This is a genomic window from Bradyrhizobium sp. (assembly GCF_022844465.1).
Taxonomy (GTDB): Bacteria; Pseudomonadota; Alphaproteobacteria; order Rhizobiales; family Xanthobacteraceae; genus Bradyrhizobium.
Map to the genome: position 1 here is coordinate 24,034 of NZ_JALHLP010000009.1, position 24,465 is coordinate 48,498.

A 24,465-nucleotide genomic window follows, 5' to 3' on the forward strand; every position below is an offset into this window, starting at 1 on the left:
CCTCTCGCGTGTGTTGTTGTACGCTTGCAAGAGTACCGCGCGGACGCCAGGAGGAGTTTACATGCCCATCGTCATCCTCAACCGACGTAATCTCCTCGCCGCCGGCGGCGCCGTCCTGGCAACCGGGGTTTCCGGGCTGTTCATGCCCGCCCGCGCGGAAGGCCTGGCGCCGACCCCGTCGATGCCTGGCGGGTCCAACAACTACCGCGGCGGCGCGCCGATCGTGGATCGGATCGGCAAGGGTGGGTTCTGGATGAGCGGGACCGTGCGCCGCGCCGGCGACGGGGCGCCGCTGTCCGGGCAGCGCGTCCAGATCTGGGCCCACACGACCGAAGGGCGGGAGCACGAGCCGCAGAGTCATGGCGCCACGCTCACCGACAAGAACGGGATGTTCCGTCTCGAGATGCCGCAGATTGTTCCGATCTTCGGTCAACCGCACGGTCATCTCGCCTATGACAGCGGTGAATACAAGACCGTCTTCCTGCGTCCGGTGATGCGCAGCGCCAAGGATACCAGCCTTGAGGCGCACTTCGTGCTGCAGCCGGTCTGAGCGCGTTGGGAACGATGAGATCGGCGAGGGTGGCCCTGATCTGGGCCGCCCTTGCCGCAGCGATTGGGGTGCCGATCGCCGCAGCAGCGGCGAGCCCGCTGCTCGCATGGCGCGATCCGCTCTACATCCTGGCCGGATTCGCAGGGATCGTCGCGTTGGGCGCCATGCTCGTTCAGCCCTTGCTGATTGGCGGATACCTGCCGGGACTGTCGGGCCGTCTCGGGCGGCGTGCGCATCACTGGATCGGAGGCACGCTGGTGGCGGCCGTGGTGATCCACGTCGGGGGCCTCTGGATCACCAGTCCGCCGGACATGATTGACGCCCTTCTGTTCGCATCGCCGACCCCGTTCTCCCCCTGGGGTGTGATCGCGATGTGGGCCATCTTCGCGGTCGCGCTTCTGGCTGCATTCCGCCGGCGTCTGGGGCCGCGCAAATGGCGCATCGCCCACCTGCTCCTCGCGATTGTCATCGTCGCAGGCAGCGTGGTTCATGGCCTGCTGATCGAGGGGACGATGGAGACGGCCTCAAAGGCGGCGCTGTGCATGCTGGTCCTTGCCGCGGCCATCAAGGTCATGGCTGACCTGCAGGGGTGGCGGAAGCGAGGGTCGTTGCGCGGGCAGAACATTGCGCGACAGTGAGCCAGGCGGAATTGATAAGGTTAACTCCGCAAGCAGGCGCGCCGTCAGTCGGCGACAGGGATGGTCCGGTGACCTGAACGTGATTGCCGAAACTCCCCGAACCCGCCTAAACTCCCTCCACCAATCGGAGGAAATCCCCATGCGCCTGCTGCTCGCCTCTACCGCGTTCGCCCTGCTGCTCGGCCTTTCGCCCGCGTCCGCCATGTGCGGCGGCGGCCAGCAGGCCGGTTCGGGCGGCATGTGCGGCGCCCCGGCGGCCGCAAAGCAGATGTCGGAATGGCCTGATGCGCCCAAGGCGCAACCGTCCCAGAAGCAGTCGGGCATGGGAATGGGCATGTGCGGCTGCTGCAAGAACATGGCGATGATGGACGGCATGAAGGCCGACGACCCGCACAAGGGCATGGACATGAAATAGGCGGGGAACGGCCGCGCCAGCCGGCGGCCGCACTGCCGGCTCCCCTACCAATAGCGGTGCCGGCGGTCGGGCAAATCACACCAGTGGTTGGTCCAGTCCCTCGCGTGAAAATATTCCCCTTTTGTTCTCATCCAAATCAGGTCATTAATCCCGCCATCCCACCCGGCAAGAGGGGCGGATCGCGATCGTCACGAACGCGCGGTGGGATGCGGTGGACGCTGATGGCGCGCAGACGATCGCGCATGAAGCGTACGGCGAAGTCGTGTGGTCCTGACGCCGCGGTGCTGGCGTCAAGTTCTCGGGAAGAGAATTCTCGGGAGCGACGGTGGCAAGAGAGCCGTTCACCGGGGAGATCACGTTATAAGCCGTAAAGCCACTGCGCAGGGAAGGCCGGATGCTCTCCGCTGGACCTGTATGCTCGTGTGCGCATTCTCAGTGCACATTGCACACGAGACCGCGGGTGCAGCGCGCACCCGGTCTTCCCTGCGCCCTCCGTCTTCAAGAGGGCCACCGAACGACAGCAAGCCTCGGGCAAAACATGCCGCGAGATCGCGAACGCATATCCAATCGTCGTCGCCCGGCTCGACCGGGCGACCCAGTATTCCAGAGGCGGTCGTGATTGAATCGAGAAGCCGCGGCGTACTGGATGCCCCGCTTTCGCGGGGCATGACCGGGGCGTTCGCAAACCCCGATCCACCGCCCCCGACGCGTGGACACCCCCGATGTTATATTGTAACATTCCGCCATGCCCCACGCTCATTCCCACGATCACCCCCATCACCCCGGCCACGCCCACAGCCAAGCCCACAGTCACGGCCCGGCAACCCCGCATCCGGCGCAGGCGGCACCCTGGTCGATCCTGCGCATGACGGTAGCGGCCCGGCTCGGCGCGGCGGCCGCGGTCAGCGCCGCCCTGTGGGCCGTGGTGTGGCTGGCGATGAGGTGAGCATGGCCGCGCAGATCAGGTTTCGCGACGTCACGCTCGGCTACGACCGGCATCCGGCGGTGCATCATCTCGATGGCGAGGTCGCCGCCGGCGCGCTGCTGGCGGTGATCGGGCCGAACGGCGCCGGCAAATCGACGCTGTTTCGCGGGCTCGCCGGCATCCTCAAGCCGCTGGCGGGATCGGTCGATCTCGCCGGGCTCGACATCAAGGACGTCGCCTATCTGCCGCAGAGTGTCGACATCGACCGCAGCTTCCCGATCTCGGTGTTCGATTTCGTCGGCACCGGGCTGTGGCGGAAAACCGGACTTTTCGGCGGCATGGGCAGGCCCGCGCGCGACAGCATCACCGCCGCACTCGCCGCCGTCGGGCTCAACGGTTTCGAGAATCGCGCGATCGGCACGCTGTCCGGCGGCCAGATGCAGCGCCTGCTGTTTGCCCGGGTGCTGCTGCAGGATTCCCGCCTGATCGTGCTCGACGAACCCTTCAACGCCATCGACGCCAAAACCGTGGCCGACCTGCTGGCGCTGGTGAAGCGCTGGCACGGCGAAGGCCGCACTGTGCTGGCGGCGCTGCACGACATGGATCTGGTGCGCAGCCATTTCCCGGAAACGCTGCTGCTGGCGCGGGGCCCAGTGGCGTGGGGTCTGACCGCGCAGGTGCTGACGGCCGAAAATCTCGCCGAGGCGCGGCGGATGTGCGAGGCGTTTGACGAGGGCGCCGCCGCCTGCGCCGTCGATCCCGTGCCGTCGCGGGCGGCCTGATGCTGTACGACGCGCTGATCGCGCCGTTTGCCGAATTCGAGTTCATGCGCCGGGCGCTCGCGGCCGTGATCGCGCTCTCGCTCGGCGGCGCGCCGATTGGCGTGTTCCTGATGCTGCGGCGGATGAGTCTCGTCGGCGACGCCATGGCGCACGCGATCCTGCCGGGGGCGGCGATCGGCTTCCTCATCTCCGGGCTCAATCTGTTCGCGATGACAACAGGCGGATTGATCGCCGGCTTTGCCGTCGCCATGCTCGCCGGCGTGGTGGCGCGCACCACCGAAATCAAGGAGGACGCTTCGCTCGCCACCTTCTATCTGGCGTCGCTGGCGCTCGGCGTCACCATCGTCTCCATCAAGGGCACCAACATCGATCTGCTGCACGTGCTGTTCGGCAACATCCTGGCGATGGACGACCAGACGCTCTTGGTGATCGCCTTCAACGCCACCGTCACGCTGCTCGCGATGGCGGTGATCTACCGGCCGCTGGTGATCGAATGCGTCGATCCGGTTTTCCTGCGCACGGTCTCGCGCGCCGGCGCGCCCGCGCATCTGGCGTTCCTGGCGCTGGTGGTGATCAACCTCGTCAACGGCTTTCACGCGCTCGGCACGCTGCTCGGCGTCGGGCTGATGATCCTGCCCGCCGGCATCGCGCGGTTCTGGTCGCGCGACATCACCGGCATGATCTGCATCGCGGTCGCAAGCGCTGTCGTTTCGGGCTACGCCGGGCTGGTGCTGTCGTTCCAGGCCGGCATTCCCTCGGGCCCCGCGATCATCCTGGTCGCGGCGGCGCTATATGCGGTTTCGGTGTTGTTCGGCCCTGTCAGCGGCCTGGTCCGGCAGATGTTTCCGGGCCGCCATCTCGAGGCATGACCATGAAACGATGTTTGTTCCTGATCTGTGTCGCCCTGGTCGCGGCCGCGGCTCCGGCCCGCGCCGCCGATCGGCTCAACGTCGTCGCCAGCTTCTCGATCCTTGCCGATTTCGTCCGCCATGTCGGCGGCGAGCGCGTCAACGTCACCGCGCTGGTCGGTCCCGACGGCGACGCGCACGTCTATGCGCCGTCGCCGGCCGACGCCAGGCGGATCGCGGATGCCAGGCTCGTCGTCGTCAATGGTCTCGGTTTTGAAGGCTGGCTGCCGCGGCTGGTGAAGTCCGCCGGCGGCAAGCCCGCCATCGTGACCGCGACCTCGGGCATTGCGCCGCTCAAGCGCGGCTCGGGCGCCGATCCGCACGCCTGGCAATCGGTGGCCAATGCGCGGATCTATGTTGCCAATATCCGCGATGCGCTGGCGGCGGCCGATCCCGCCAATGCCGAAGCCTTCAGGTCCAATGCGCGCAACTATCTGGCCGAACTCGACGCGCTCGAGCGCGACGTGCGCGAGGCGGTGGCGCGAATCCCGGAAAGCCGCCGCAAGGTGATTTCTACCCATGACGCCTTCGGCTATTTCGCCGCGGCCTATGGCGTCCAGTTCATCGCGCCGGTCGGCGTCTCCACCGAATCCGAGGCCAGCGCCCGCGACGTGGCGGCGATCATCACCCAGATCAGGACCGCGAAAATCCCGGCGGTCTTCCTCGAGAACGTCAGCGACGCCAGGCTGATCCGCCGGATCGCAGCCGAGACCGGGGCCAGGGTCGGCGGCACGCTCTATTCGGACAGCCTGACGGCCGAAAAGGGCGATTCTCCCACTTACATTGCGATGGTCAGGCACAATATAAAGGCCCTGACCAGCGCGCTCAGCCAATAGGGCAGGGGCCTCCCTGCCATGCGCGCGAGCACGATCATGCTCACCTCGAGCGACCGCTCCGGAGTTGCCATGCCAGATCTGACGTCCCAAAGGATTCCCGTAACCGTGCTGACGGGCTATCTCGGCGCCGGCAAGACCACGCTGCTCAACCGCATCCTGTCGGAGAACCACGGCAAGAAATACGCCGTGATCGTCAATGAGTTCGGTGAGATCGGCATCGACAACGACCTCATCATCGGCGCCGACGAAGAAGTGTTCGAGATGAACAATGGCTGCGTCTGCTGCACCGTGCGCGGCGACCTCGTGCGCATCATGGAAGGGCTGATGAAGCGCAAGGGAAAGTTCGACGCCATCATCGTCGAGACCACGGGTCTCGCCGATCCGGCGCCGGTGGCGCAAACCTTTTTTGTCGACGAGGACGTCCAGAAGAACGCCCGGCTCGACGCGGTCGTCACCGTCGCCGACGCGAAGTGGCTGAGCGACCGCCTGAAGGACGCGCCCGAGGCCAAGAACCAGATCGCGTTTGCCGATGTGATCGTGCTGAACAAGACCGATCTGGTTTCCAAGGCCGAACTGGCCGAGGTCGAAGCCCGGATCCGCGGCATCAATCCCTATGCCACGCTGCACCGCACCGAGCGCTGCCAGGTCGCGCTGTCGGACGTGCTGGAGCGGGGCGCGTTCGATCTCGACCGCATCCTTGAGATCGAACCGGAATTCCTCGACGCCGGCGACGGACATGACCACGCTCATGACCACCACGGCCACGACCATCATCACGACCACGCTGGCCATGGTCACGGCGGCCTCAAGCACTATCACGACGAGGAGATGCAATCGCTGTCGCTGCGCTCGGACAAGCCGCTCGACCCGACCAAATTCATGCCCTGGCTGCAGAACCTGGTTGCCACCGAGGGGCAGAAAATCCTGCGCTCGAAGGGCATCCTCGCCTTCACCGGCGATGACGACCGTTACGTGTTCCAGGGCGTCCACATGATGCTCGAGGGCGACCATCAGCGCAAATGGAAGGACGGCGAGCGGCGCGAAAGCCGCGTCGTCTTCATCGGTCGCGAATTGCCGCAGCAGGCGATCCGCGACGGCTTCGAAAGCTGTATCACGACGTGATGAAGCAGTTCGACACCGGCGAAGGGGCCTCCATCGCTTCCATCACCGAGCGGGTGCGGGCGTTGCCGGTCAGTTTGCCCGCGACCTCGATTCATTTCCTCGGCGATACCGCGGTGTTCGTCGGCGCCGAGGAAAACGCGGCGTTGATCGATGAAGCGGGCGAGGTGTCCACCGTTGCCATGCACGGCGGCGCGATCCTGTGCGCGGCGTCCGACGGCAGGCGTGTCGTTACCGGCGGCGACGACGGCAGGCTGGTCGCGCTGGACGCCGCCGGTGCGGTGAGGGTGCTCGCGACCGATCCGAAGCGGCGCTGGATCGACAATGTCGCGCTGCATCCCGAGGGCGCGGTGGCGTGGTCGGCGGGCAAGACAGCGTTCGTGGCCGGCGGCAGGGGCGAGGAGAAAACCTTCGAGGCGCCGACCACCGTCGGCGGGCTGGCGTTCGCGCCGAAGGGATTGCGCGTGGCGGTCGCCCATTACAACGGCGTGACGTTGTGGTTTCCCAACATGGCGGCCAAGCCGGAATTCCTGGAATGGGCCGGCTCGCATCTTGCCGTCACCTTCAGCCCGGACAACAAGTTCGTTGTCACCGCGATGCACGAGCCGGCGATGCACGGCTGGCGGCTCGCCGATGCCAGGCACATGCGGATGAGCGGCTATCCCGGCCGCGTCCGCTCGATGTCCTGGAGCGCGGGCGGCAAGGGGCTCGCCACCTCCGGCGCCGATAGCGTCATCATCTGGCCGTTCACCAGCAAGGACGGTCCGATGGGCAAGGAGCCGGCGATGCTGGCGCCGCTGCAGGCGCGGGTCTCGATGGTGGCCTGTCATCCCCGGCAGGACATCCTGGCCGCCGGCTACAGCGACGGCACGGTGCTGATGGTGCGGCTCGAAGACGGCGCGGAAATCCTGGTGCGCCGAAATTCGGGCGCGCCGGTCTCGGCGCTGGCCTGGAACGCCAGGGGTACGCTGCTGGCCTTCGGCGCCGAAGACGGCGATGCCGGGATCGTGGCGCTGTAGCGCCCGCATCAGCGCTTTACACCCGTGTTGCGCTTGGAACCTTGCGGCTTGCTGGCCGTTGACCTTGCGAGCAATTTCGTGGGGCGAATGCCATGTCAGCCGATCACAGCAAGCGAAACTACCGATGGGATATGCTGATGGCGTCCGCGCTGATCGCGCTCGGGCTGGTTATTTCGGCGCTTTCGCTGTCAAAAATCAGCGCCCAGGACACCCAGCGATTCGCTCAGGCGACGCAGCCGCTGCAGTCCACGCCGGGTGCGGAAACAAAACCGTCCGCTCCGGCGGAGCCGGTCACGACAGGCACCCGGCCGTCGGACGTTGCGCCCGAGCCGGCCCGTCCCGACGCCGAGGCGCAGAAGGCCGGCGCGCAGCCCGCGCTTCCGCCGGCGCCCGCGGAGAAGATCGCGCCGCCGATGCCGCAGCGATAATCACGCGTCAATTTGTCAACGCGGGGCTTCCCGCGTTGGCTCCGAACGGCTTGTATTGATCCCCATCTAGCGGTTAGGCTTGCGGCAACAAGCGCCGGCAGGTCAGGCAACGGCCGGCAGGATAGGGGGGACGATGAAACGCAGGACATTTCTCGGCGGCGCCATGGCGGTTGCCGTGGCCGGACACGGTTCGCGCGCCCTGGCGCAGCAGCCGCCGATCAAGATCGGCATGTCGATGGCGCAGACCGGCGGCCTCGCCGGCGGCGGCAAGGCGTCGCAGCTCGGCATCGAGATCTGGCGCGACGACATCAACGCCAAGGGTGGGTTGCTCGGCCGCAAGGTGGAGCTCATCGTCTATGACGACAAGTCGAGCGCCTCCGAGACGCCGGCGATCTACGCCAAGCTCGTCGACGTCGACAAGGTCGATCTCTTGTTCGCGCCCTACGCCACCGTGCCGACCGCGCCGCTGATGCCGTTCGTGAAGCAGCGCGGCCTGCTGCTGATGGGAAACTTCTCGTTCCAGGTCAACAGCAAGGTCGGCCACGACATGTGGTTCAACAACGCGCCATGGGGCCCGGCCGACAGCTGGGCGTCCTCGTTTCTCGATCTCGGCCAGAAGGCCGGCGGCAAGACCCTGGCGCTGCTCTCGGCCGACCAGGAATTTGCCCAGAACCTGGTGCTGACGGCAAGGGAAGTTGCCAAGAAGCGCAACATGCCGGTCGTCTTCGACCAGAACTATCCGCCGAACACGGTGGAGTTCTCCTCGATCATCCGTGCGCTCAAGGCGGCCAAGCCCGACATCGTCTATGTCTCGTCCTATCCGCCGGACTCGGCCGGGATCCTGCGGGCCGTGAACGAGATCGGTATCGGCGACAACGTCAAGATTTTCGGCGGCGGCATGGTCGGACTGCAGTTCGCGGCCGTGATGTCGAACCTCGGATCCCTGCTCAACGGCGTCGTTAACTACAACACCTGGCTGCCCGAACCCAGCATGTACCACGAAGGCACCAAGGCGTTTTTTGACGTTTACACCAAACGCGCCGTGGAGGCGAAAGTCGATCCGCTGGGTTACTATCTGGCGCCGTTCGGCTACGCGATGGGGCAAATGGTCGAGGCGGCGGTCATTGCCACCAAGTCGCTCGACCAGAAGGGGCTCGCCAAGTATCTGCGCGACAATGAGCACAAAACCATCGTCGGCCCGATCGCGTTCTCGGCGGACGGCGAGCGCAAGGAATCGGCAACCGTGCAGGCCCAGTTCCGCGGCGTGGTCGACAAGGACGTCGAGCAGTTCCGCTCCTCCGGCAAGCAGGTGATCCTGTTCCCCGAGAAAATGAAGACCGGGAATCTCATCAGTCCCTTCGAGGCTGCCCGCAAATAGGCGCGCGGCTTTTTCTGGTTCGAGAAAAGGCCAGGGGGGACCAGACGTGTTTTCGATGGACCTGCTGCTTGGAGCGGTGGTGTTGGGGGTGCTGCTCGGCTGCTTCTATGCCGCCGTCAGCGTCGGGCTTTCGATTTCGTTCGGATTGCTCGACGTGCCCCACGTCGCCCATCCGGCCTTCCTGGTGCTCGCCTCCTACGGCGTCTACCAGCTCAACGAGACCTACGACATCGATCCGCTGCTGGCCGGGCTCGCCATCACGCCGCTGTTCTTCCTGTTCGGCCTGCTCGCCTATCGCGTCTATTACGAGACCTTCGAAAAGCGCGGCACCGACGCCGGCGTCCGCGGCATCGCGTTTTTCTTCGGCATCGCCTTCATCATCGAGGTGCTGATCATCCTCCAGTTCGGCGTCGACCAGCGCTCGGTCACGGCGACCTATATCGGCAAGGCCTGGCGGTTCGGCGAGTACCGGATACCGATCCGGCAACTGGTCGCGTTCGCTGTCGCGCTGGCGCTGACGATCCTGCTCGCGGTTTACCTGTCGAAGACCTTCATGGGCCGCGCCATCCGCGCCGTCGCCCAGGATGAGGAGGCGTTGCGGCTGATGGGCGCCAATCCGGTCCGCATCAAGCAATTCGCCTTCGGCATCGCCACCGCCGTGCTCGGGATCGCCGGCGCGCTGCTGATCATCGTGGCGCCGGTGGAGCCGACCCTCGACCGCGCCTATATCGGCCGGACATTCTGCGTCGTGGTGATGGCCGGGCTCGGCAGCATCAGCGGCACGCTGATTGCAGCCATCATTCTCGGCGTCGCCGAATCCATCGTCTTGACGCTGTTCGGCGCCTCCTGGGCGCCGGCGATCTCGTTCGCGATGCTGCTCGTGGTCCTTGCCGTGCGGCCGCAAGGTCTGTTCGGCCGATGAGCAACCGCCGCCACAACATCGCGTTCTGGGCCGGCGTGGCCGTATTTCTCGTCGCCGTGCTGGCGATGACGCAAATCGTCCGCAACGAATACCCGTTTTTCGCCGGCTACGTGATCCTGCAGTTCATCGCGCTCGCGGTCGCCTGGAGCATCCTCGGCGGCTATGCCGGTTACGTCAATTTCGGAACCAACGCTTTTTTCGGCGTCGGCGTCTATACGGCGGTGGCGCTGTTCAAGGCGACGGGTGCGCCGCTGGTGGTGCAGATCGCCGCCGCCGCGGTCGTCGGCATGCTGCTCGGTTTTGCGGTCGGCCTCCTCACCTTACGGATGCGCGGCATCTTCTTCTCGATCGCGACGATCGCGGTCGCCATCATCATCGAAACCTTCGTGATGAACTGGCGGTTTGTCGGCGGCGCGGCCGGCATCCAGTTGCAGCGGCCGGCGGTGATGGCGCCGTTCGACAGCTATGTGAAGATGCTGTTCTTCGTGCAGGCGATCCTGGTGGTCATTGCCGTTGCGGTCGCCCGCTACATCCAGAACTCCAGGATCGGCCGCGGCCTGCAGGCGCTCAGGGACGATGAACTGGCCGCCGAATGCACTGGGGTGCCGACCCTGAAACTGAAGCTGGTGGCCTGCATGATATCCGGCGCGCTGATCTCGGCCGCCGGCGCGCCCGCCGCCATGTACCTGCAATATGCCGATCCGTCCTCGGCGTTCAACCTGAGCTACTCGGTTTCGGCGCTGGCGATGTCGCTGATCGGCGGAACCGCGCACTGGATCGGCCCGGTACTCGGCGCCATCCTGCTCGGCTCGACGCAGCAACTGCTGTCGGTCACCATCTCGTCGGAAGTCAACGTACTGGTGCTCGGCATCATGCTGGTGCTGTTCGTGGTCGGCGCACCCAAGGGCATTATCGGGCTGTTGCGGCCGCGCTATCGCCTGCGCGCCGGAGGCAAGCCATGACGCCGACCGCCGCGCCTGGCGCGCCCCTGCTGCAGATCACGACGCTGACCAAGAGCTTCGGCGGTTTCACCGCGCTCGACAATATCAGCGTCGATATTCGCAAGGGCGAGCGCTTCGGCCTGATCGGCCCGAACGGTTCCGGCAAGACGACGCTGATCAACTGCATTTCCGGCGCGCTGCTTCCCCAGATCGGCAGCGTGGTTTTCTGCGGCGAGGACATCACCCAGCTGCCGCCGCATCTGCGCGCACGCCGCGGCATCGCCCGCAGCTTCCAGATTCCGCGACCGTTCAAAAGCATGACGGTGCTGGAAAACCTCATGGTCGGGCTCGACTTTGCCGCCGTCGGCTCAGCCCTGCCGGAAGAAGACATGGCGATGTCGATCCTGACGCGGATGGGGCTCGCCGCCAAGGCCGGCGCGCCGTCCGATACGCTGAGCCAGGTGGAATTGCGCAAGATGGAGCTCGCCCGCGCGATGGCGGTGCGCCCAAAACTTCTGATCTCCGACGAGGCCATGGCGGGGCTTTCCTCTTCCGAGGTCGACGAGGTGCTCGACCTCCTGATCAGCCTCGGCGAGGAGGACATCACGATCATCATGATCGAACACATCATGCAGGCCGTGATGCGTTTTTCGGAGCGGGTGATGTGCCTCGACGCCGGCAGGATCATCGCGCTCGGGGCGCCCGACGAGGTGATGGCCAACAAGCGGGTGCAGGAGGCCTATCTTGGCACTTAGCCTTGCCATCGAGGGCCTCGATGCCGGGTATGGCGCCGTCAAGGCGCTGCGCGGCGTCACGCTCCACGTCGAGGCCGGCGAGACTGTCGCCCTGCTCGGCACCAATGGCAACGGCAAGAGCACGCTGATGAAGTGCGTCATGGGCCTGGTGCGCCCGGACCGCGGCCGGCTGACGCTGACGATCGATGGCCGGGCCCACGATCTGGCCAGACTGCCGGCCGAGGCGATCGTCGACCTCGGCGTCGCGCTGGTGCCGGAGGGGCGTCGGCTGTTCCCGCGGTTGACGGTGCTGGAGAACCTGATGCTGGGCGCCTTTCGCAAGGCCGCCCGCAGCGCCATCGAGCGCAATCTGGCGCTGGCTTACGAAACGTTTCCGGCGCTCAAGGAGCGCCGCAGCCAGCTTGCCGGCACCATGTCGGGCGGACAACAGCAGATGCTGGCGATCGCGCGCGCGCTGATGTCGTCGCCGCGGCTGTTGCTGATCGACGAGCCTTCGGTCGGGCTGTCGCCGCTGCTGGTGTCGCAGACCATAGCCAAGATCGGCGAACTCAAGCAACGCGTCGGCCTGACGGTGTTGATGGCGGAGCAGAACTTCAACCAGGCGATCCGGATCGCCGATCGCGGCTACATCATCGTCCATGGCGAGATCGCGGTCGCGGCGCAGTCGGTCGAGGAACTGAAGGCCAACGACATCGTCAAGCGGCTGTATCTCGGCGGCGTCGCCTGACGGCTGCGGGACTTGCCCTGCGGCGGCTACTGCGCCCCCTGGAGCGTGCATGCCGTCGAGCAGGTCGTCATGACGCCGCGCTCGCAGCCGATGCACACCGCGACGCACTGCTTCATGTCTTTGGGATTGTACGGGCTGTAGAGCTTGCGGGCGCAGTTTCCGACCGCTTCCGAGACGTCGCTGCTGTTCTCAGGCGTGCAAGCCGCCAGCGCGGCGGCTGTCAGGAGGATGGCAAAGAAGGCGCGCATGGCTGGTTACTCCACCGGGGAGCCGTCGCGCGAGCTGCGGCGACGGCCGTCGGCCCTCGCGGAATTTCACCCCTCAGGGTCGCGCGAATGGATTAACCGAACGTTAAAGGAAACGCGGTTTCCGGCGTCGCTACCGCACCAGCACATTGCGAAACTGCCAGGGATCCGAAGTGTCGATATCCTCCGGAAACAGGCCCGGCCGGTCGGTCAGCGGGGTCCAGTCGGTATAGTAGCCCTTCACCGGGCCGAGATAGGGCCGCTGGATTTCGAGGCAGCGGCGGAAGTCCATCTCGTCGGCCTCGACGATGCCGGCTTGCGGGTTTTCCAGTGCCCACACCATGCCGGCCAGCACAGCGGAGGAGACCTGCATGCCGGTGGCGTTCTGGTAGGGCGCGATGCGGCGGGTTTCCTCGATCGAGAGCTGCGAGCCGTACCAATAGGCGTTCTTGCCGTGGCCGTAGAGCAGCACGCCAAGCTCGTCGATGCCGTCCTCGATCTCGTTCTCGTCCAGAATGTGCCACGACGGCTGCATTCGGCCGGTGGCGCCGAACATTTCGTGCAGCGACAGCACCGCGTCGTTGGCGGGATGGTAGGCATAGTGACAGGTCGGGCGGTACACCACCTTCGTCCCGTCGCGCACCGTGAAGTAATCCGCAATCGAGATCGACTCGTTGTGGGTGACGAGGAAGCCGTATTGCGCGCCCGGCGTCGGGCACCAGGAGCGCACGCGGGTGTTGGCGCCCGGTTGCAGCAGATAGATCGCCGCGCCACAGCCCTCGGTGTGCGCCCGGCCATTGTCCGGCATCCACTTCTCATGGGTGCCCCAGCCAAGCTCGGCCGGCTGCATGCCCTCGGAGACGAAGCCTTCGACCGACCAGGTGTTGACGAACTTGTTCATCGGCTTCGGCTTCTTCGAACGCTGGGTGTCACGCTCGGCGATGTGAATGCCCTTGACGCCGAGGGTCTGCGCGAGCCGGCCCCAGCCTTCGCGGCTGTTCGGCTCGTCGGCCTTGAGGCCGGTGTCGCGGGCGACGTCGAGCAGGGCCTGCTTGACGAACCACGACACCATGCCGGGGTTGGCGCCGCAGGTGGAGACCGCCGTCGTTCCGCCCGGGTTCCTGCGCCTGGCCGCCAGCAGCGTTTCGCGCAGCGCGTAGTTCGAGCGCTTCTCGGGGCCGATGCTCTTGTCGAAATAGAAACCGAGCCACGGCTCCACCACAGTGTCGATGTAAAGCGCGCCGATCTCGCGGCACAGGCTCATGATGTCGACCGAAGACGTATCGACCGACAAATTGACGCAAAAGCCCTGGCCGCCGCCGGCGGTCAATAGCGGCGTCAGCACCTCGCGGTAATTGTCGCGGGTGATGCCCTGCTTGATGAAGTGCACGCCGTGTTGCCTGGCAATCTCGCCGTCCTCGTGCGGATCGATGATGACGAAACGCGACTTGTCGTAGTCGAAATGCCGCTCGATCAGCGGCAGCGTTCCCTTGCCGATCGAGCCGAAGCCGATCATGACAATGGGGCCGGAAATTTTCGCGTGGATTTGCGCGGACGGGCTCATGAACTGTCTCCGGGAAAGATCTGCTGCGCGTGGGCGGGATCAGGCGGTGCGGCGCCTGGCGGTGACTTCGATCTCGACCTTCATCTCGGGCTTGTAGAGGCCGGCGACGACGAGCAGGGTGGCGGCGGGGCGGATATCGCCGAGTTGTTCGCCGCACACCGCGAGCAGCGCGTCCGCGTCCCCGGCGTCGGTGATGTAATAGGTCGCGCGGACGATATCGGCCATCGCAAAGCCGCCTTCCTTCAGCGCGGCCTCGATCGTCCTAAAGCAGTTTTGCGCCTGGCTTGTGACACCCGCGGGCATCGTCATGGTGGCGTAGTCGTAGCCGGTGGTGCCGGCGACGAAGGCGAAATCACCGTCGATGACGGCGCGGCTGTAGCCGGCGCTCTTTTCAAAGGGCGAGCCGGTCGAGATGAGACGGCGGGGCATCGGAACCTCGGCTGGGGAAGTGGGGCACTTCGGCGCGGTTTAAGGGTTTTCCCCCGGCCAACGCAACCCCGGGGCCTCGGCGCGGAACCGAAGTGTCGGCTGGCCCTAGGCCACGCGCGGCGCGAGTAGGGCCTTCCTGGGTCGCGCCGGCCCGGCCTTCGGCCATGACGGCCCGGTCGGGACGATCATGCCCCGGGCGCCGTCGAGCGCGCCCTCGCGCAGCTCAAGACCGAGCAACCGGTCGCGCTCGAACGGGCCGGGCAGCGACAATTCGGCGGTTTTGGCGGATGAGAATCCGAAGCGGGCGTAATAGGGCGCATCGCCGAGCAGGATCACCGCGCCGTGGCCGCGCTGCCGTGCGAGGTCGAGCGCGCGGGCCACCAGCGCCGCGCCGACGCCGAGCGTGCGGCTGTCGGGGTCAACCGCGAGCGGGCCCAGCACCAGCGCCGGCTTGCCGCCGGCGATGACGGGCCACAGCCGCACGGTGCCGACCAGGCGGCCGCGCGTCGCTGCCGACAGGCTGAGGCCTTCGGCCGGCCGCCGTCCATCGCGCAGGCGCTGGCAGGTGCGCGCATGGCGGTTGGCGCCAAAGCAGGCGTCCAGCAGCGCCTCGCGCGCAGCAACGTCGGATGTCCGCTCGCCGCGGATCGCGAACGGCGCGGCATTCGGGGTGAGGGCGACAAGGGGCTTGCGCAAAGCGGTCATGGCACGTCAATCCTCGCTCGCAACGGCTGATGACGCCGTGGAGCGCTGCGAGAAAACGGGTGAATGAGGGGGCGGGAGCCGGCGCGCCGGCTCCCGATGGTTCAGGCCTCGGAGAGGCCGCTCAGATGTGGTAGGTCCGCAGCGGCGGGATGCCGTTGAACGCCACCGACGAGTAAGTCGACGTATAGGCCCCGGTGCCTTCGATCAGCAGCTTGTCGCCGATCTCCAGCGTCACCGGCAGCGGGTACGGCAGCTTCTCATACAGCACGTCGGCGGAATCGCAGGTCGGTCCCGCGAGCACGCACGGCGTCATTTCCGCGCCGTCATGCGGCGTGCGGATGGCGTAGCGGATCGACTCGTCCATCGTCTCGGCCAGACCGCCGAATTTGCCGATGTCGAGATACACCCAGCGCACCTCGTCCTCGTCGCTCTTCCTGGAGATCAGGACGACTTCGGTCTCGATGACGCCGGCATTTCCGACCATGCCGCGGCCCGGCTCGATGATGGTCTCCGGGATCTGGTTGCCGAAATGCTTGCGCAGCGCGCGGAAGATCGACCGGCCGTACTGCACGACCGGAGGAACATCCTTGAGGTACTTGGTCGGGAAGCCGCCGCCCATGTTGACCATGGACAGGTTGATCCCGCGCTCGGCGCAGTCCCGGAACACCGTCGAGGCCATCGCCAATGCGCGGTCCCACGCCTTCACCTTGCGCTGCTGCGAGCCGACATGGAACGAGATGCCGCACGGCTCCAGGCCAAGACGCTTGGCGAGGTCGAGCACCTCCACCGCCATCTCCGGATCGCAGCCGAACTTGCGCGACAGCGGCCACTCGGCGCCTGCGCAGTCATAGAGAATGCGGCAGAACACCTTGGCGCCGGGCGCAGCGCGCGCGATCTTCTCGACTTCGGCGGAGCAGTCGACCGCGAACAGCCGAATGCCGAGCGCGAAGGCGCGCGCGATGTCGCGCTCCTTCTTGATCGTGTTGCCATAGGAGACGCGGTCCGGCGTCGCACCGGCAGCCAGCGCCATTTCGATCTCGGCGACGGTTGCGGTGTCGAAGCACGAGCCCATCGAGGCCAGAAGCGACAGCACTTCGGGCGCCGGATTTGCCTTGACCGCATAGAACACGCGGCTGTCCGGCAACGCCTTGGCGAAGGTCTGGTAGTTGTCGCGCACGACTTCGAGGTCGACCACGAGGCAAGGCTCGGTGTCCCGGCCCTCGCTGCGGCGGTTGCGCAGGAATTCCTGAATACGTTCGGTCATAGCACCCTCCAAACGGCCCAGCGACGGGACCCGCTCAAATGTGATCTCGGACATGAGTGCTTTGGCGTTGCCGCACGATGGAGACGCGACAAAGCCTCGAACTCAAGCCGAACTGTGCTGCCGTGGATTGGTTGGGAATTTTCCCGCCCGCACACCTGGCAATGAAGGACAAGCCTTTTCAGTAGCCCGCGCCGGCGGTGGAATGCCGGTAGAGACCAAAAAAGCCCGATCCGTCGTTGCTTTAAGTCGCGTCCCCCGTTGAGAGCGGGGTGCGCCGGTTCGCCTCCGGCTGCCAGTCACGGTTGCAAAGGATGCAGAAGCCTTCAACGGCATCTCTTGAGAGAGATGCTGGCCTCCCTGATCTTCGACCTATGAGGTCTGGACCTGAGCGACCCTCGGTTCTTCATCCCTTGGCGGCTGTCCGGCCTCTTGTCCGGATACCTACCGACTGACACACGACCACAGGCACGTGCGAAATTGGGCAAGGCTGGAAATAGGGCTTTTGATTCCGCTTCGCAAGATTTTTTTCGGCCGGGAGCAAATTTCCCCGACCTGTGCTTGCACGATCTTTCCAGCGCGCGCCGCACACGACAAAGATGAACGGGTGTTAAGATTTGCGACAGATGCTTGCGCGCCTGACGCAGGTTAATCAGCGCTATCGCGCCTCAGGCGCGTTTGGTAAACGGCTCGATGCGCTGGGCGGTGCGGATGAACGCCACCATGATCATGACGCCGATCGCAAACAGCACCGCCTGCAGGATGTGCGTGCCGGTGTCGTCGAGGCCGAACAGGATCGCGAGCGCCCAGCCGCCGGCAAACGCCGCGCCGAACACCTCCGCGCCGATCAGGATCGCCGCCGAGACGACGGTGATGACGCTTTGCCAGACGATTTCGCGGCTGGCGGAGGAAGCAGGCTGCGGGCTCATGGAAAGTTCCTGTTCGGGGGCCGCAATCTCTCCGAAAAGGCGGCCGCTATCAAGCCTAAAAGGCCCAAAAATGCCGCACCGGGTGATATAGATTGCCGCATCTCCCAGCGCGTTTTCGAGCGAAGCGGGCGCGGCTTGGTGTAAAGGAAACGCGTCGAGACGGACCTTGGCGCGGTGCTGATCGAATCAGGCCGAAACGTCCAGACGGAAAACGGGAATTGTGATGTCAGAAAACCCGCAAGCGGCGGCCATTTCGGAAGCCCGGGCGAACCCGCTGCTGCAGCCATGGCAGACGCCGTTCGAGACGCCGCCTTTTGCCGAGATCGAGCCCGAGCACTTCCTGCCGGCCTTCGAGCAGGCGTTCGCCGACCATACCGCAGAGATCGCCGCGATTACCCACGACCCTTCCGCGCCGGACTTCGCCAACACCATCACGGCGCTGGAGCGCTCCGGCAGGCTGCTCGCAAGGGTCGCCGCCGTGTTCTACGGCCTGGTCTCGGCACACTCCAATCCCGCGATCCTGGAGATCGACACCGAAGTCTCGCTGCGGATGGCGCGGCACTGGAATCCGATCATGATGGACGCGGTGCTGTTTGGGCGAATCGCGCTGCTCCATGGCAACCGCGCCACGCTCGGCCTGACCGGCGAGCAGATGCGGCTGCTGGAGCGAACCTACACTAACTTCCACCGCGCCGGCGCGGGCCTCGGGGAGGCCGCCAAGAAGCGCCGCGCCGAGATCAACGAGCGGCTGGCGCAGCTCGGCACCTCGTTCAGCCACCATCTGCTCGGCGACGAGCAGGACTGGTTCATGGAGCTCGGTGAAGACGACCGCGCCGGGCTGCCCGAGGCTTTCGTCGCCGCGGCGAAGGCGGCGGCCGACGAGCGGGGCATGGCCGGCAAGGCGATCGTGACGCTCTCAAGGTCTTCGGTCGAGCCGTTCCTGAAGAGCTCTTCCCGCCGCGACCTGCGCGAGAAGGTCTTCAAGGCTTTCACGGCGCGCGGCGACAACGGCAACGCCAACGACAACAACGCCACCATCGCGGAGATTGTCGCGCTGCGCGAGGAGGCGGCCGGGATCATGGGCTTTCCGACCTACGCCGCCTACCGGCTCGAGGATTCCATGGCCAAGACGCCGGAGGCGGTGCGTGGCCTGCTGGAGCGGGTCTGGAAGCCTGCACGCGCCCGCGCGCTGGCCGACCGCGATGCCCTGCAGGCGCTGATCGCGGAGGAGGGCGGCAACTTCATGCTGGCCCCGTGGGACTGGCGCTACTACGCTGAGATATTGCGGCAGCGCCGCGCCAATTTCGACGACGCCGCGATCAAGCCGTATCTTGTCCTCGACCACATGATCAAGGCCGCCTTCGACTGCGCCACCCGCCTGTTCGGGATCACCTTCTCGGAGCGCAGGGACATTCCGGTCTGGCATCCGGACGTCCGGGTCTGGGAAGTCAAGGACGCCGCTGGCCGGCACAAGGCGCTGTTCTACGGCGACTACTTCGCCAGGCCCTCCAAGCGCTCCGGCGCCTGGATGACCTCGCTACGCGACCAGCAGACGCTCGACGGCGAGATCGCGCCGCTCGTCATCAACGTCTGCAACTTCGCCAGGGGCGCCGGCGGCGAGCCGTCGCTGCTGTCGCCGGACGATGCGCGCACCCTGTTCCACGAGTTCGGCCATGGCCTGCACGGGATGCTGTCCAGCGTGACCTATCCCTCGCTGTCGGGCACGTCGGTTTTCACCGACTTCGTCGAACTGCCCTCGCAACTCTACGAGCACTGGCAGGAACAGCCGCAGGTGCTGCGACGGTTCGCAAGACACTATCAGACCGGCGAGCCGCTGTCTGACGAGCTGCTGCAGCGTTTCCTCGCCGCCCGAAAATTCAACCAGGGCTTTGCCACCTTGGAGTTCGTGTCCTCGGCGCTGATCGATCTGGAGTTCCACACCCAGCCGGCTTCCGCCAGCCGCGACGTTGCCGCGTTCGAGAAAGCCGTGCTGGAGAAGATCGGCATGCCCGCTGAAATCGCGCTGCGGCACCGGCCCACCCATTTCGGCCACATCTTCTCGGGCGACCATTACGCTTCCGGCTACTACAGCTACATGTGGTCCGAAGTCATGGACGCCGACGCGTTCGGCGCCTTCGAAGAGGCCGGCGACATCTTCGATCCCGCCACCGCCAGGCGGCTGCACGACGACATCTACGCGTCGGGGGGCTCGCGCGACCCCGAGGATGCCTATATCGCTTTCCGTGGCCGCGCGCCGGAGCCCGAGGCGCTGTTGCGCCGGCGCGGCCTGCTCGAAACCCCTGAGGCTGCCTGAGATGACATATCGCCTGAACCGCTTGCTCGGCTCATTGTTCCTGGTCACGGCGCTCGGCGGCGCCGCGGCCGAGGCCCATCCGCATGTCTGGATCACCGCCAGGAGCGAGGTGGTCTATGCGCCCGATGGCGCGATGACGGGCGTGCGTCACGCCTGGACCTTCGACGACATGTTCTCGACCTATGCGCTGCAAGGCATCACAACCAAGACCAAAGGCGTCTACAGCCGCGAGGACCTCGCGCCGCTGGCGCAGACCAACGTCGAATCGCTGAAGGATTTCGACTTCTTCACGTTCGCCAAAGCCGACGGCAAGAAGACCAAGTTCACGGAACCGGTCGACTATTTCCTCGAGCACAAGGACGGCGCCCTGACGCTGCATTTCATGCTGCCGCTGAAGGCGCCGGTGACGCCCAAGCAGCTCGCGCTTGATGTGTTCGATCCGTCCTACTTCATCGACTTCAAGTTCGACGACAAGGAGCCGATCAAGCTGGTCGGCGCGCCCGCTGCCTGTCAGTTGCGTTTTCAGCGGCCCAACGAGGAAACCGCCAACACGCAACGCCTGAGTGAGCAGAATTTCATGAGTGGCGACAACTCGAACTACGGCGCGATGTACGCCAACAAGATCACGGTGAACTGCCCGTGAGGGGGATGCCCGCCCGCCTCGCACGAGGCTTGATGATCACGGCCGCCGCGCTCGCGACCCTCGCGGTTTTCGACGCCGCCTTGCACGTGGTGGCGGCGCAAAATCCGTTCGGCGGGCCGCGTCCGGCCGCCGAGCCGCAGGCCGGCGGCGTTGTGGGCTGGATTCTCGCCAAGCAATCCGAATTCTATCGCGAGATGTCCTCGACGATCCGCGCGGCGAAGTCGGACGGCAGCGCGGTCTGGACGCTGCTGGCGATCGCGTTTGGCTACGGGGTGTTTCACGCCGCCGGACCCGGCCACGGAAAGGCGGTGATCTCGTCCTATCTCGTCGCCAACGAAGAAACCGCGCGGCGCGGCATCGCGCTGTCATTCGCCTCGGCGCTGCTGCAGGCGCTGGTGGCGGTGGCGATCGTGGCCGTCTTCGCCTGGCTGCTGTCCGCCACCGCCAAAACCATGTGCTCCGCGGAGAAGGCGATCGAGATCACAAGCTATGGCCTGATCGCGGTCCTCGGCGCCCGGCTGGTCTGGACCAAGGGCGGCGGCTTCATGCGCGCGCTGGGCACCAAGCCCGAACTGGCGGTCGCTGCGGCGCATCATCATCACGGCCACAGCCCTGGCCACCACGATCACCATCCCGGCCATTTTCACGACGAGCATTGCGGCCATTCGCACGGGCCGACGCCGGACCAGCTCGCCGGCCCCGGCGGCTGGCGGCGCGGGCTCGGCACGATCTTCGCGGTTGGCATGCGGCCCTGCTCGGGCGCGATCCTGGTGCTGGTGTTTTCGCTGGCGCAGGGCCTGTTCTGGGCGGGCATCGCCGCGACCTTCGTGATGGGGCTTGGCACCGCGATCACGGTCGCCACCATCGCTGTCGTTGCGGTGTCGGCGAAGGGCCTTGCCCGGCGTCTCAGCGCCGGGCGCGAGGGTGGCGGCGTGCTGGTCATGCGCGGCATCGAATTCGCCGCCGCCGGGCTGGTACTGCTGTTCGGCCTCGGCCTCTTGTTCGGCTACCTCGCCGCCGAGCGCGCGACCTGCCTGTGACGGCGAGCATCGACGATTGAGCGCGCCGTGCTCCGCCCGCCCCGTCTCACTCCGGCTTGATCCCGGCCGCCTGCATGATCGGCAACAGCCGCGCCTGCTCGCTGTCGCGGAATGCGGCGATCTCGGCCGGTGAAGTCGGCCAGGTCGAGGCGCCGAGATCGTTGTAGCGCGTCTTGACCTGGGGATCGGCGAGCGCCCTGGCGGTGAGCGCGTTGATCTGCGCGACCAGATCGGCCTTCATGCCGGCCGGCCCGATCAGCGCCGTCCACGAGGTCATCGCATATCCCGGCAGCAATTCGGCCATGGCCGGCACGTCGGGAAGTTCGGGGATGCGCGTCCTCGAGGTCACCGCGATCGGCCTGACCAGGCCGGCGCGCACGCTGGGCAGCGAGCCCGGCAGATTGTCGAACAGCATATCGACCTGGCCGCCGAGCAGGTCGTTCATCGCCGGCGCGGCCCCCTTGTAGGGAATATGGACCACATCGACGCCGGCCATGCTCTTCATCATCTCGCCCGACAGATGCAATGTCGTGCCGAAGCCCGCCGAGGCGTAGGTGTATTTGCGCGGCTCCTTCTTGAAGGCGGCCAGCAGCTCCTTCAGGTCCGAGGAGAACAGATCCTTCTTGCCGACCAGGATGTTCGGCAACTGCCACATGCCTGAAATGAAGGTGAAATCACGGACCGGATCGTAGGGGAGCTTGGCATAGCTTCCGATCGCCAGCACGTTGCTGGCGATGCCGCCCAGTCCGATCGTGTATCCGTCCGGCGGCGACTTCGCGACTGCGTCGGCCCCCAGCGCGCCGCCTGCGCCCGCCCGATTTTCGACCACAAACGACTGCCCGGACAATTCGCTCATCTTCTGGCAGAGGATGCGCGAAAGCGAATCGGTGGCGCCCCCCGCCGGAAATCCGTTGACATAGCGCACCGACCGCGCCGGCCAGGCCTCCTGCGCGCGCGCCACTTGCGGGGCCAGGAACGGCGCGGCGATCGACCCGCCGACAAGGCCGAGCAGGGTGCGGCGGTTGACAGACATGGGCTGCTTGGGGTGCGGCATCACTTCCTCCATCATCAGATTCTTCTTGATTGGTTGGGGCAAAATCCGGCAGCGCTGTCGGATCCCGATTTCCGGGGCGAAAGAACCGCTGATCTTGTTTCGACAGGCAGGGAGCATACAGGCGGCAGGCGCCAGCGGTAGGGGAATTAATGGACCGTTCGCCGCAGTCCGGAGCGTCCGGCGACAGGGCCTGCGTCACCAGGTACCGGCGCGAGAAGCACCTGGCGGCACAACTCCGCGTGTTGTTTCACGCCGGCAGATAGGCCTTGATCCCCGGCAGGAAGAAGATCGCGATATTGATTGCCAGGCCCAGGCTCCAGAGGATGGAGCGCAGCGTCGGGCGGTTGCCGAGATAGGTGAAGACATAGGCGATCCGCACGATCAGGAACAGCACCGCCAGCTCGTCGATCAGGCGCTGCGGTCCTAGCCGGAACTCCGCCAGCAACACCGCGGCCGCAAAGAACGGAAACGCCTCGATGCCGTTCTGGTGGGCGCCGAGCGCGCGGGCGCGGATCGGGTCGTCATAAAAGGTAGGGTCGCGCGGCCTGGAATTGTCGAACTGCCCAACGCTGATCCATTTGACGGTGGCGATCGTTAACAGATACAGCATCAGCGCTCCGAAAACGCACCATTCGGCGACCGTCATGGCTCCTCCAGACCGCGGCAATAGCAATCAGTATCGAACAAGCGGGGTTGTCTTGACAAGGATGGGGCGACGCGCGATGCCGTCAAAATCATGACCGTGGTCGTCCCGATCGGAAGCGCCAAGCCCGCGCCGGCAGCCCAGCCGGAGCGCGTCGGCGTGCTGCTGGTCAATCTCGGCACCCCCGATACCGCGGATGCCAGCGGCGTGCGGGTCTATCTGAAGGAATTCCTCTCCGACCCGCGCGTGATCGAGGACCAGGGGCTGTTGTGGAAGCTGATCCTCAACGGCGTCATCCTGCGCGTGCGGCCGGGTCGCAAGGCGCGCGACTACCAGAAGATCTGGAATGCCGAGAAAAACGAGTCGCCGCTCAAGACCATCACGCGCGCGCAGGCCGAGAAGCTTGCCGGGTCGATCGCCGATCACGACCACGTCGTGGTCGACTGGGCAATGCGTTACGGCAACCCCTCGATTGGCTCGCGCATCGAGGCGCTGACCGCGCAGGGCTGCAACCGGTTGCTGGTGGTGCCGCTCTATCCGCAATACTCCGCCGCGACCTCGGCGACCGTCTGCGACGAGGTCTTTCGCGTGCTGGCGGGCATGCGCGCGCAGCCGACATTGCGGGTGACGCCGCCCTATTACGACGACCCTGACTACATCGAGGCGCTGGCCGTTTCGATCAATGCGCATCTGGCGACATTGCCGTTCCATCCCGAGCTGATCGTGGCGTCGTTTCACGGCATGCCGCAGAAGTATGTCGACAAGGGCGATCCCTACCAGGCGCAGTGCATCGCCACCACCGAAAGCCTGCGCAAGCGGATGGGGCTTGATGCCTCGAAGCTGATGCTGACCTTTCAGTCGCGGTTCGGTTTCGACGCCTGGCTGCAGCCCTATACCGACAAGACCATCGAACAGCTTGCGAAAGATGGCGTCAAGCGCATCGCCGTCGTGACACCAGGCTTCGCCGCCGATTGCCTGGAGACGCTGGAGGAGATCGCGCAGGAGAACGCCGAAATCTTCAAGCACAATGGGGGCGAGCAGTTTGCCGCCATTCCCTGCCTCAATGACAGCGATCCCGGCATGGACGTGATCCGGCAACTGGTGTTGCGCGAGCTTCAAGGCTGGATCTGACCCCCATAGATTGCGGCCGGCATCCGGGATGCAGAACATCCGGTGGCCGGCAAACGCCTCCCCGGCTATACAGAGGCTGCTTGAGACGGCCGGACTGAACCCGCGCCGCCGCGTTGCAGACAAACCGTGATCGCGTCCGGCAACGCACCTTGCCGGCTTTGGAG

27 protein-coding genes are annotated in these 24,465 nt (G+C 65.8%); 19 read left to right on the top strand and 8 right to left on the bottom strand.

Going from position 1 to position 24,465, the window contains the following annotated elements:
- The first annotated feature begins 61 nt into the window (after window positions 1–61).
- The 15 genes from Q0D31_RS15355 to Q0D31_RS15425 all read left to right on the top strand — a co-directional run bounded on the left by Q0D31_RS15355 (window position 62) and on the right by Q0D31_RS15425 (window position 12,343).
- Window positions 62–550 carry a Twin-arginine translocation pathway signal gene (locus Q0D31_RS15355; protein WP_291852521.1) on the top strand — a complete coding sequence of 163 codons (489 nt, stop codon included), beginning with the start codon at window positions 62–64 and terminating at the stop codon, window positions 548–550.
- A 14-nt stretch (window positions 551–564) separates the two neighbouring features.
- On the top strand, window positions 565–1,188 hold the full coding sequence (locus tag Q0D31_RS15360) for a ferric reductase-like transmembrane domain-containing protein (RefSeq protein ID WP_291852524.1): 624 nt from the start codon (window positions 565–567) through the stop codon (window positions 1,186–1,188).
- Window positions 1,189–1,327: 139 nt separating this feature from the next.
- Window positions 1,328–1,603 carry a hypothetical protein gene (locus tag Q0D31_RS15365; protein WP_291852527.1) on the top strand — a complete coding sequence of 92 codons (276 nt, stop codon included), beginning with the start codon at window positions 1,328–1,330 and terminating at the stop codon, window positions 1,601–1,603.
- A 745-nt stretch (window positions 1,604–2,348) separates the two neighbouring features.
- On the top strand, window positions 2,349–2,549 hold the full coding sequence (locus Q0D31_RS15370; protein ID WP_291852530.1) for a hypothetical protein: 201 nt from the start codon (window positions 2,349–2,351) through the stop codon (window positions 2,547–2,549).
- Between the two features lie 2 nt (window positions 2,550–2,551).
- A complete protein-coding gene (locus Q0D31_RS15375; protein WP_291852532.1) occupies window positions 2,552–3,310 on the top strand; it encodes an ABC transporter ATP-binding protein in 759 nt (252 codons plus the stop codon).
- Entirely contained in the window at window positions 3,310–4,179 is an 870-nt protein-coding gene (locus tag Q0D31_RS15380; RefSeq protein ID WP_291852536.1) for a metal ABC transporter permease, read from the top strand. Before Q0D31_RS15375 ends, Q0D31_RS15380 begins: the two co-directional genes overlap by 1 nt.
- Window positions 4,180–4,181: 2 nt before the next feature.
- The gene (locus Q0D31_RS15385) at window positions 4,182–5,054 is read left to right on the top strand and encodes a zinc ABC transporter substrate-binding protein (protein WP_291852538.1); all 873 of its coding nucleotides are present in this window, start codon (window positions 4,182–4,184) and stop codon (window positions 5,052–5,054) included.
- Between the two features lie 69 nt (window positions 5,055–5,123).
- Window positions 5,124–6,176, top strand: coding sequence for a GTP-binding protein (locus Q0D31_RS15390; RefSeq protein WP_291852543.1), 1,053 nt, complete (start codon window positions 5,124–5,126; stop codon window positions 6,174–6,176).
- Window positions 6,176–7,192, top strand: coding sequence for a WD40 repeat domain-containing protein (locus tag Q0D31_RS15395; RefSeq protein ID WP_291852546.1), 1,017 nt, complete (start codon window positions 6,176–6,178; stop codon window positions 7,190–7,192). Before Q0D31_RS15390 ends, Q0D31_RS15395 begins: the two co-directional genes overlap by 1 nt.
- A 92-nt stretch (window positions 7,193–7,284) precedes the next feature.
- Entirely contained in the window at window positions 7,285–7,620 is a 336-nt protein-coding gene (locus Q0D31_RS15400; protein WP_291852548.1) for a hypothetical protein, read from the top strand.
- A gap of 133 nt (window positions 7,621–7,753) precedes the next feature.
- Window positions 7,754–8,998: an amino acid ABC transporter substrate-binding protein gene (locus tag Q0D31_RS15405; protein ID WP_291852551.1), complete on the top strand. Its 1,245-nt coding sequence runs from the start codon at window positions 7,754–7,756 to the stop codon at window positions 8,996–8,998.
- Window positions 8,999–9,053: 55 nt separating this feature from the next.
- Window positions 9,054–9,920 carry a branched-chain amino acid ABC transporter permease gene (locus Q0D31_RS15410; RefSeq protein WP_291852848.1) on the top strand — a complete coding sequence of 289 codons (867 nt, stop codon included), beginning with the start codon at window positions 9,054–9,056 and terminating at the stop codon, window positions 9,918–9,920.
- Window positions 9,917–10,882, top strand: coding sequence for a branched-chain amino acid ABC transporter permease (locus tag Q0D31_RS15415; protein WP_291852553.1), 966 nt, complete (start codon window positions 9,917–9,919; stop codon window positions 10,880–10,882). The genes Q0D31_RS15410 and Q0D31_RS15415 overlap by 4 nt, the downstream gene beginning before the upstream one ends.
- A complete protein-coding gene (locus Q0D31_RS15420) occupies window positions 10,879–11,616 on the top strand; it encodes an ABC transporter ATP-binding protein (protein WP_291852556.1) in 738 nt (245 codons plus the stop codon). Before Q0D31_RS15415 ends, Q0D31_RS15420 begins: the two co-directional genes overlap by 4 nt.
- Window positions 11,606–12,343, top strand: coding sequence for an ABC transporter ATP-binding protein (locus Q0D31_RS15425; protein ID WP_291852559.1), 738 nt, complete (start codon window positions 11,606–11,608; stop codon window positions 12,341–12,343). Before Q0D31_RS15420 ends, Q0D31_RS15425 begins: the two co-directional genes overlap by 11 nt.
- Window positions 12,344–12,369: 26 nt before the next feature.
- Here Q0D31_RS15425 and Q0D31_RS15430 read toward each other — a convergent pair whose 3' ends face one another.
- The 6 genes from Q0D31_RS15430 to Q0D31_RS15455 all read right to left on the bottom strand — a co-directional run bounded on the left by Q0D31_RS15430 (window position 12,370) and on the right by Q0D31_RS15455 (window position 17,476).
- Window positions 12,370–12,591 (bottom strand): hypothetical protein, encoded by a 222-nt coding sequence (locus Q0D31_RS15430; protein WP_291852562.1) that lies wholly within the window; start codon window positions 12,589–12,591, stop codon window positions 12,370–12,372.
- A gap of 130 nt (window positions 12,592–12,721) precedes the next feature.
- Window positions 12,722–14,152 carry a homospermidine synthase gene (locus tag Q0D31_RS15435; RefSeq protein ID WP_291852565.1) on the bottom strand — a complete coding sequence of 477 codons (1,431 nt, stop codon included), beginning with the start codon at window positions 14,150–14,152 and terminating at the stop codon, window positions 12,722–12,724.
- Between the two features lie 39 nt (window positions 14,153–14,191).
- Complete coding sequence (locus Q0D31_RS15440) at window positions 14,192–14,581, bottom strand: RidA family protein (protein ID WP_291852568.1); 390 nt, start codon at window positions 14,579–14,581, stop codon at window positions 14,192–14,194.
- A 105-nt stretch (window positions 14,582–14,686) separates the two neighbouring features.
- Window positions 14,687–15,286, bottom strand: a complete 600-nt coding sequence (locus Q0D31_RS15445) for an N-acetyltransferase (RefSeq protein ID WP_291852571.1) — start codon at window positions 15,284–15,286, stop codon at window positions 14,687–14,689.
- A gap of 121 nt (window positions 15,287–15,407) precedes the next feature.
- On the bottom strand, window positions 15,408–16,550 hold the full coding sequence (locus tag Q0D31_RS15450; RefSeq protein ID WP_291852575.1) for a type III PLP-dependent enzyme: 1,143 nt from the start codon (window positions 16,548–16,550) through the stop codon (window positions 15,408–15,410).
- 665 nt (window positions 16,551–17,215) lie between these two features.
- Window positions 17,216–17,476: a hypothetical protein gene (locus Q0D31_RS15455; protein ID WP_291852577.1), complete on the bottom strand. Its 261-nt coding sequence runs from the start codon at window positions 17,474–17,476 to the stop codon at window positions 17,216–17,218.
- Window positions 17,477–17,699: 223 nt separating this feature from the next.
- Here Q0D31_RS15455 and Q0D31_RS15460 point away from each other — a divergent pair, with 223 nt between their 5' ends.
- From Q0D31_RS15460 to Q0D31_RS15470, 3 genes are read left to right on the top strand one after another with little or no spacing between them, the layout of a single operon-like run.
- Window positions 17,700–19,790, top strand: a complete 2,091-nt coding sequence (locus tag Q0D31_RS15460; protein WP_291852579.1) for a M3 family metallopeptidase — start codon at window positions 17,700–17,702, stop codon at window positions 19,788–19,790.
- Between the two features lies 1 nt (window position 19,791).
- A complete protein-coding gene (locus Q0D31_RS15465; protein ID WP_291852582.1) occupies window positions 19,792–20,433 on the top strand; it encodes a DUF1007 family protein in 642 nt (213 codons plus the stop codon).
- A gap of 32 nt (window positions 20,434–20,465) precedes the next feature.
- On the top strand, window positions 20,466–21,473 hold the full coding sequence (locus Q0D31_RS15470) for a nickel/cobalt transporter (protein ID WP_291852584.1): 1,008 nt from the start codon (window positions 20,466–20,468) through the stop codon (window positions 21,471–21,473).
- Window positions 21,474–21,519: 46 nt separating this feature from the next.
- Here the strand turns inward: Q0D31_RS15470 and Q0D31_RS15475 are convergent, their stop codons facing one another.
- Together Q0D31_RS15475 and Q0D31_RS15480 are read right to left on the bottom strand one after the other, a co-directional pair.
- The gene (locus Q0D31_RS15475; protein ID WP_291852587.1) at window positions 21,520–22,506 is read right to left on the bottom strand and encodes a tripartite tricarboxylate transporter substrate-binding protein; all 987 of its coding nucleotides are present in this window, start codon (window positions 22,504–22,506) and stop codon (window positions 21,520–21,522) included.
- Between the two features lie 268 nt (window positions 22,507–22,774).
- Window positions 22,775–23,173 carry an MAPEG family protein gene (locus tag Q0D31_RS15480; protein ID WP_291852590.1) on the bottom strand — a complete coding sequence of 133 codons (399 nt, stop codon included), beginning with the start codon at window positions 23,171–23,173 and terminating at the stop codon, window positions 22,775–22,777.
- Between the two features lie 90 nt (window positions 23,174–23,263).
- Here Q0D31_RS15480 and hemH point away from each other — a divergent pair, with 90 nt between their 5' ends.
- Complete coding sequence (gene hemH / locus Q0D31_RS15485; protein ID WP_291852593.1) at window positions 23,264–24,301, top strand: ferrochelatase; 1,038 nt, start codon at window positions 23,264–23,266, stop codon at window positions 24,299–24,301.
- Window positions 24,302–24,465 lie beyond the last annotated feature (164 nt).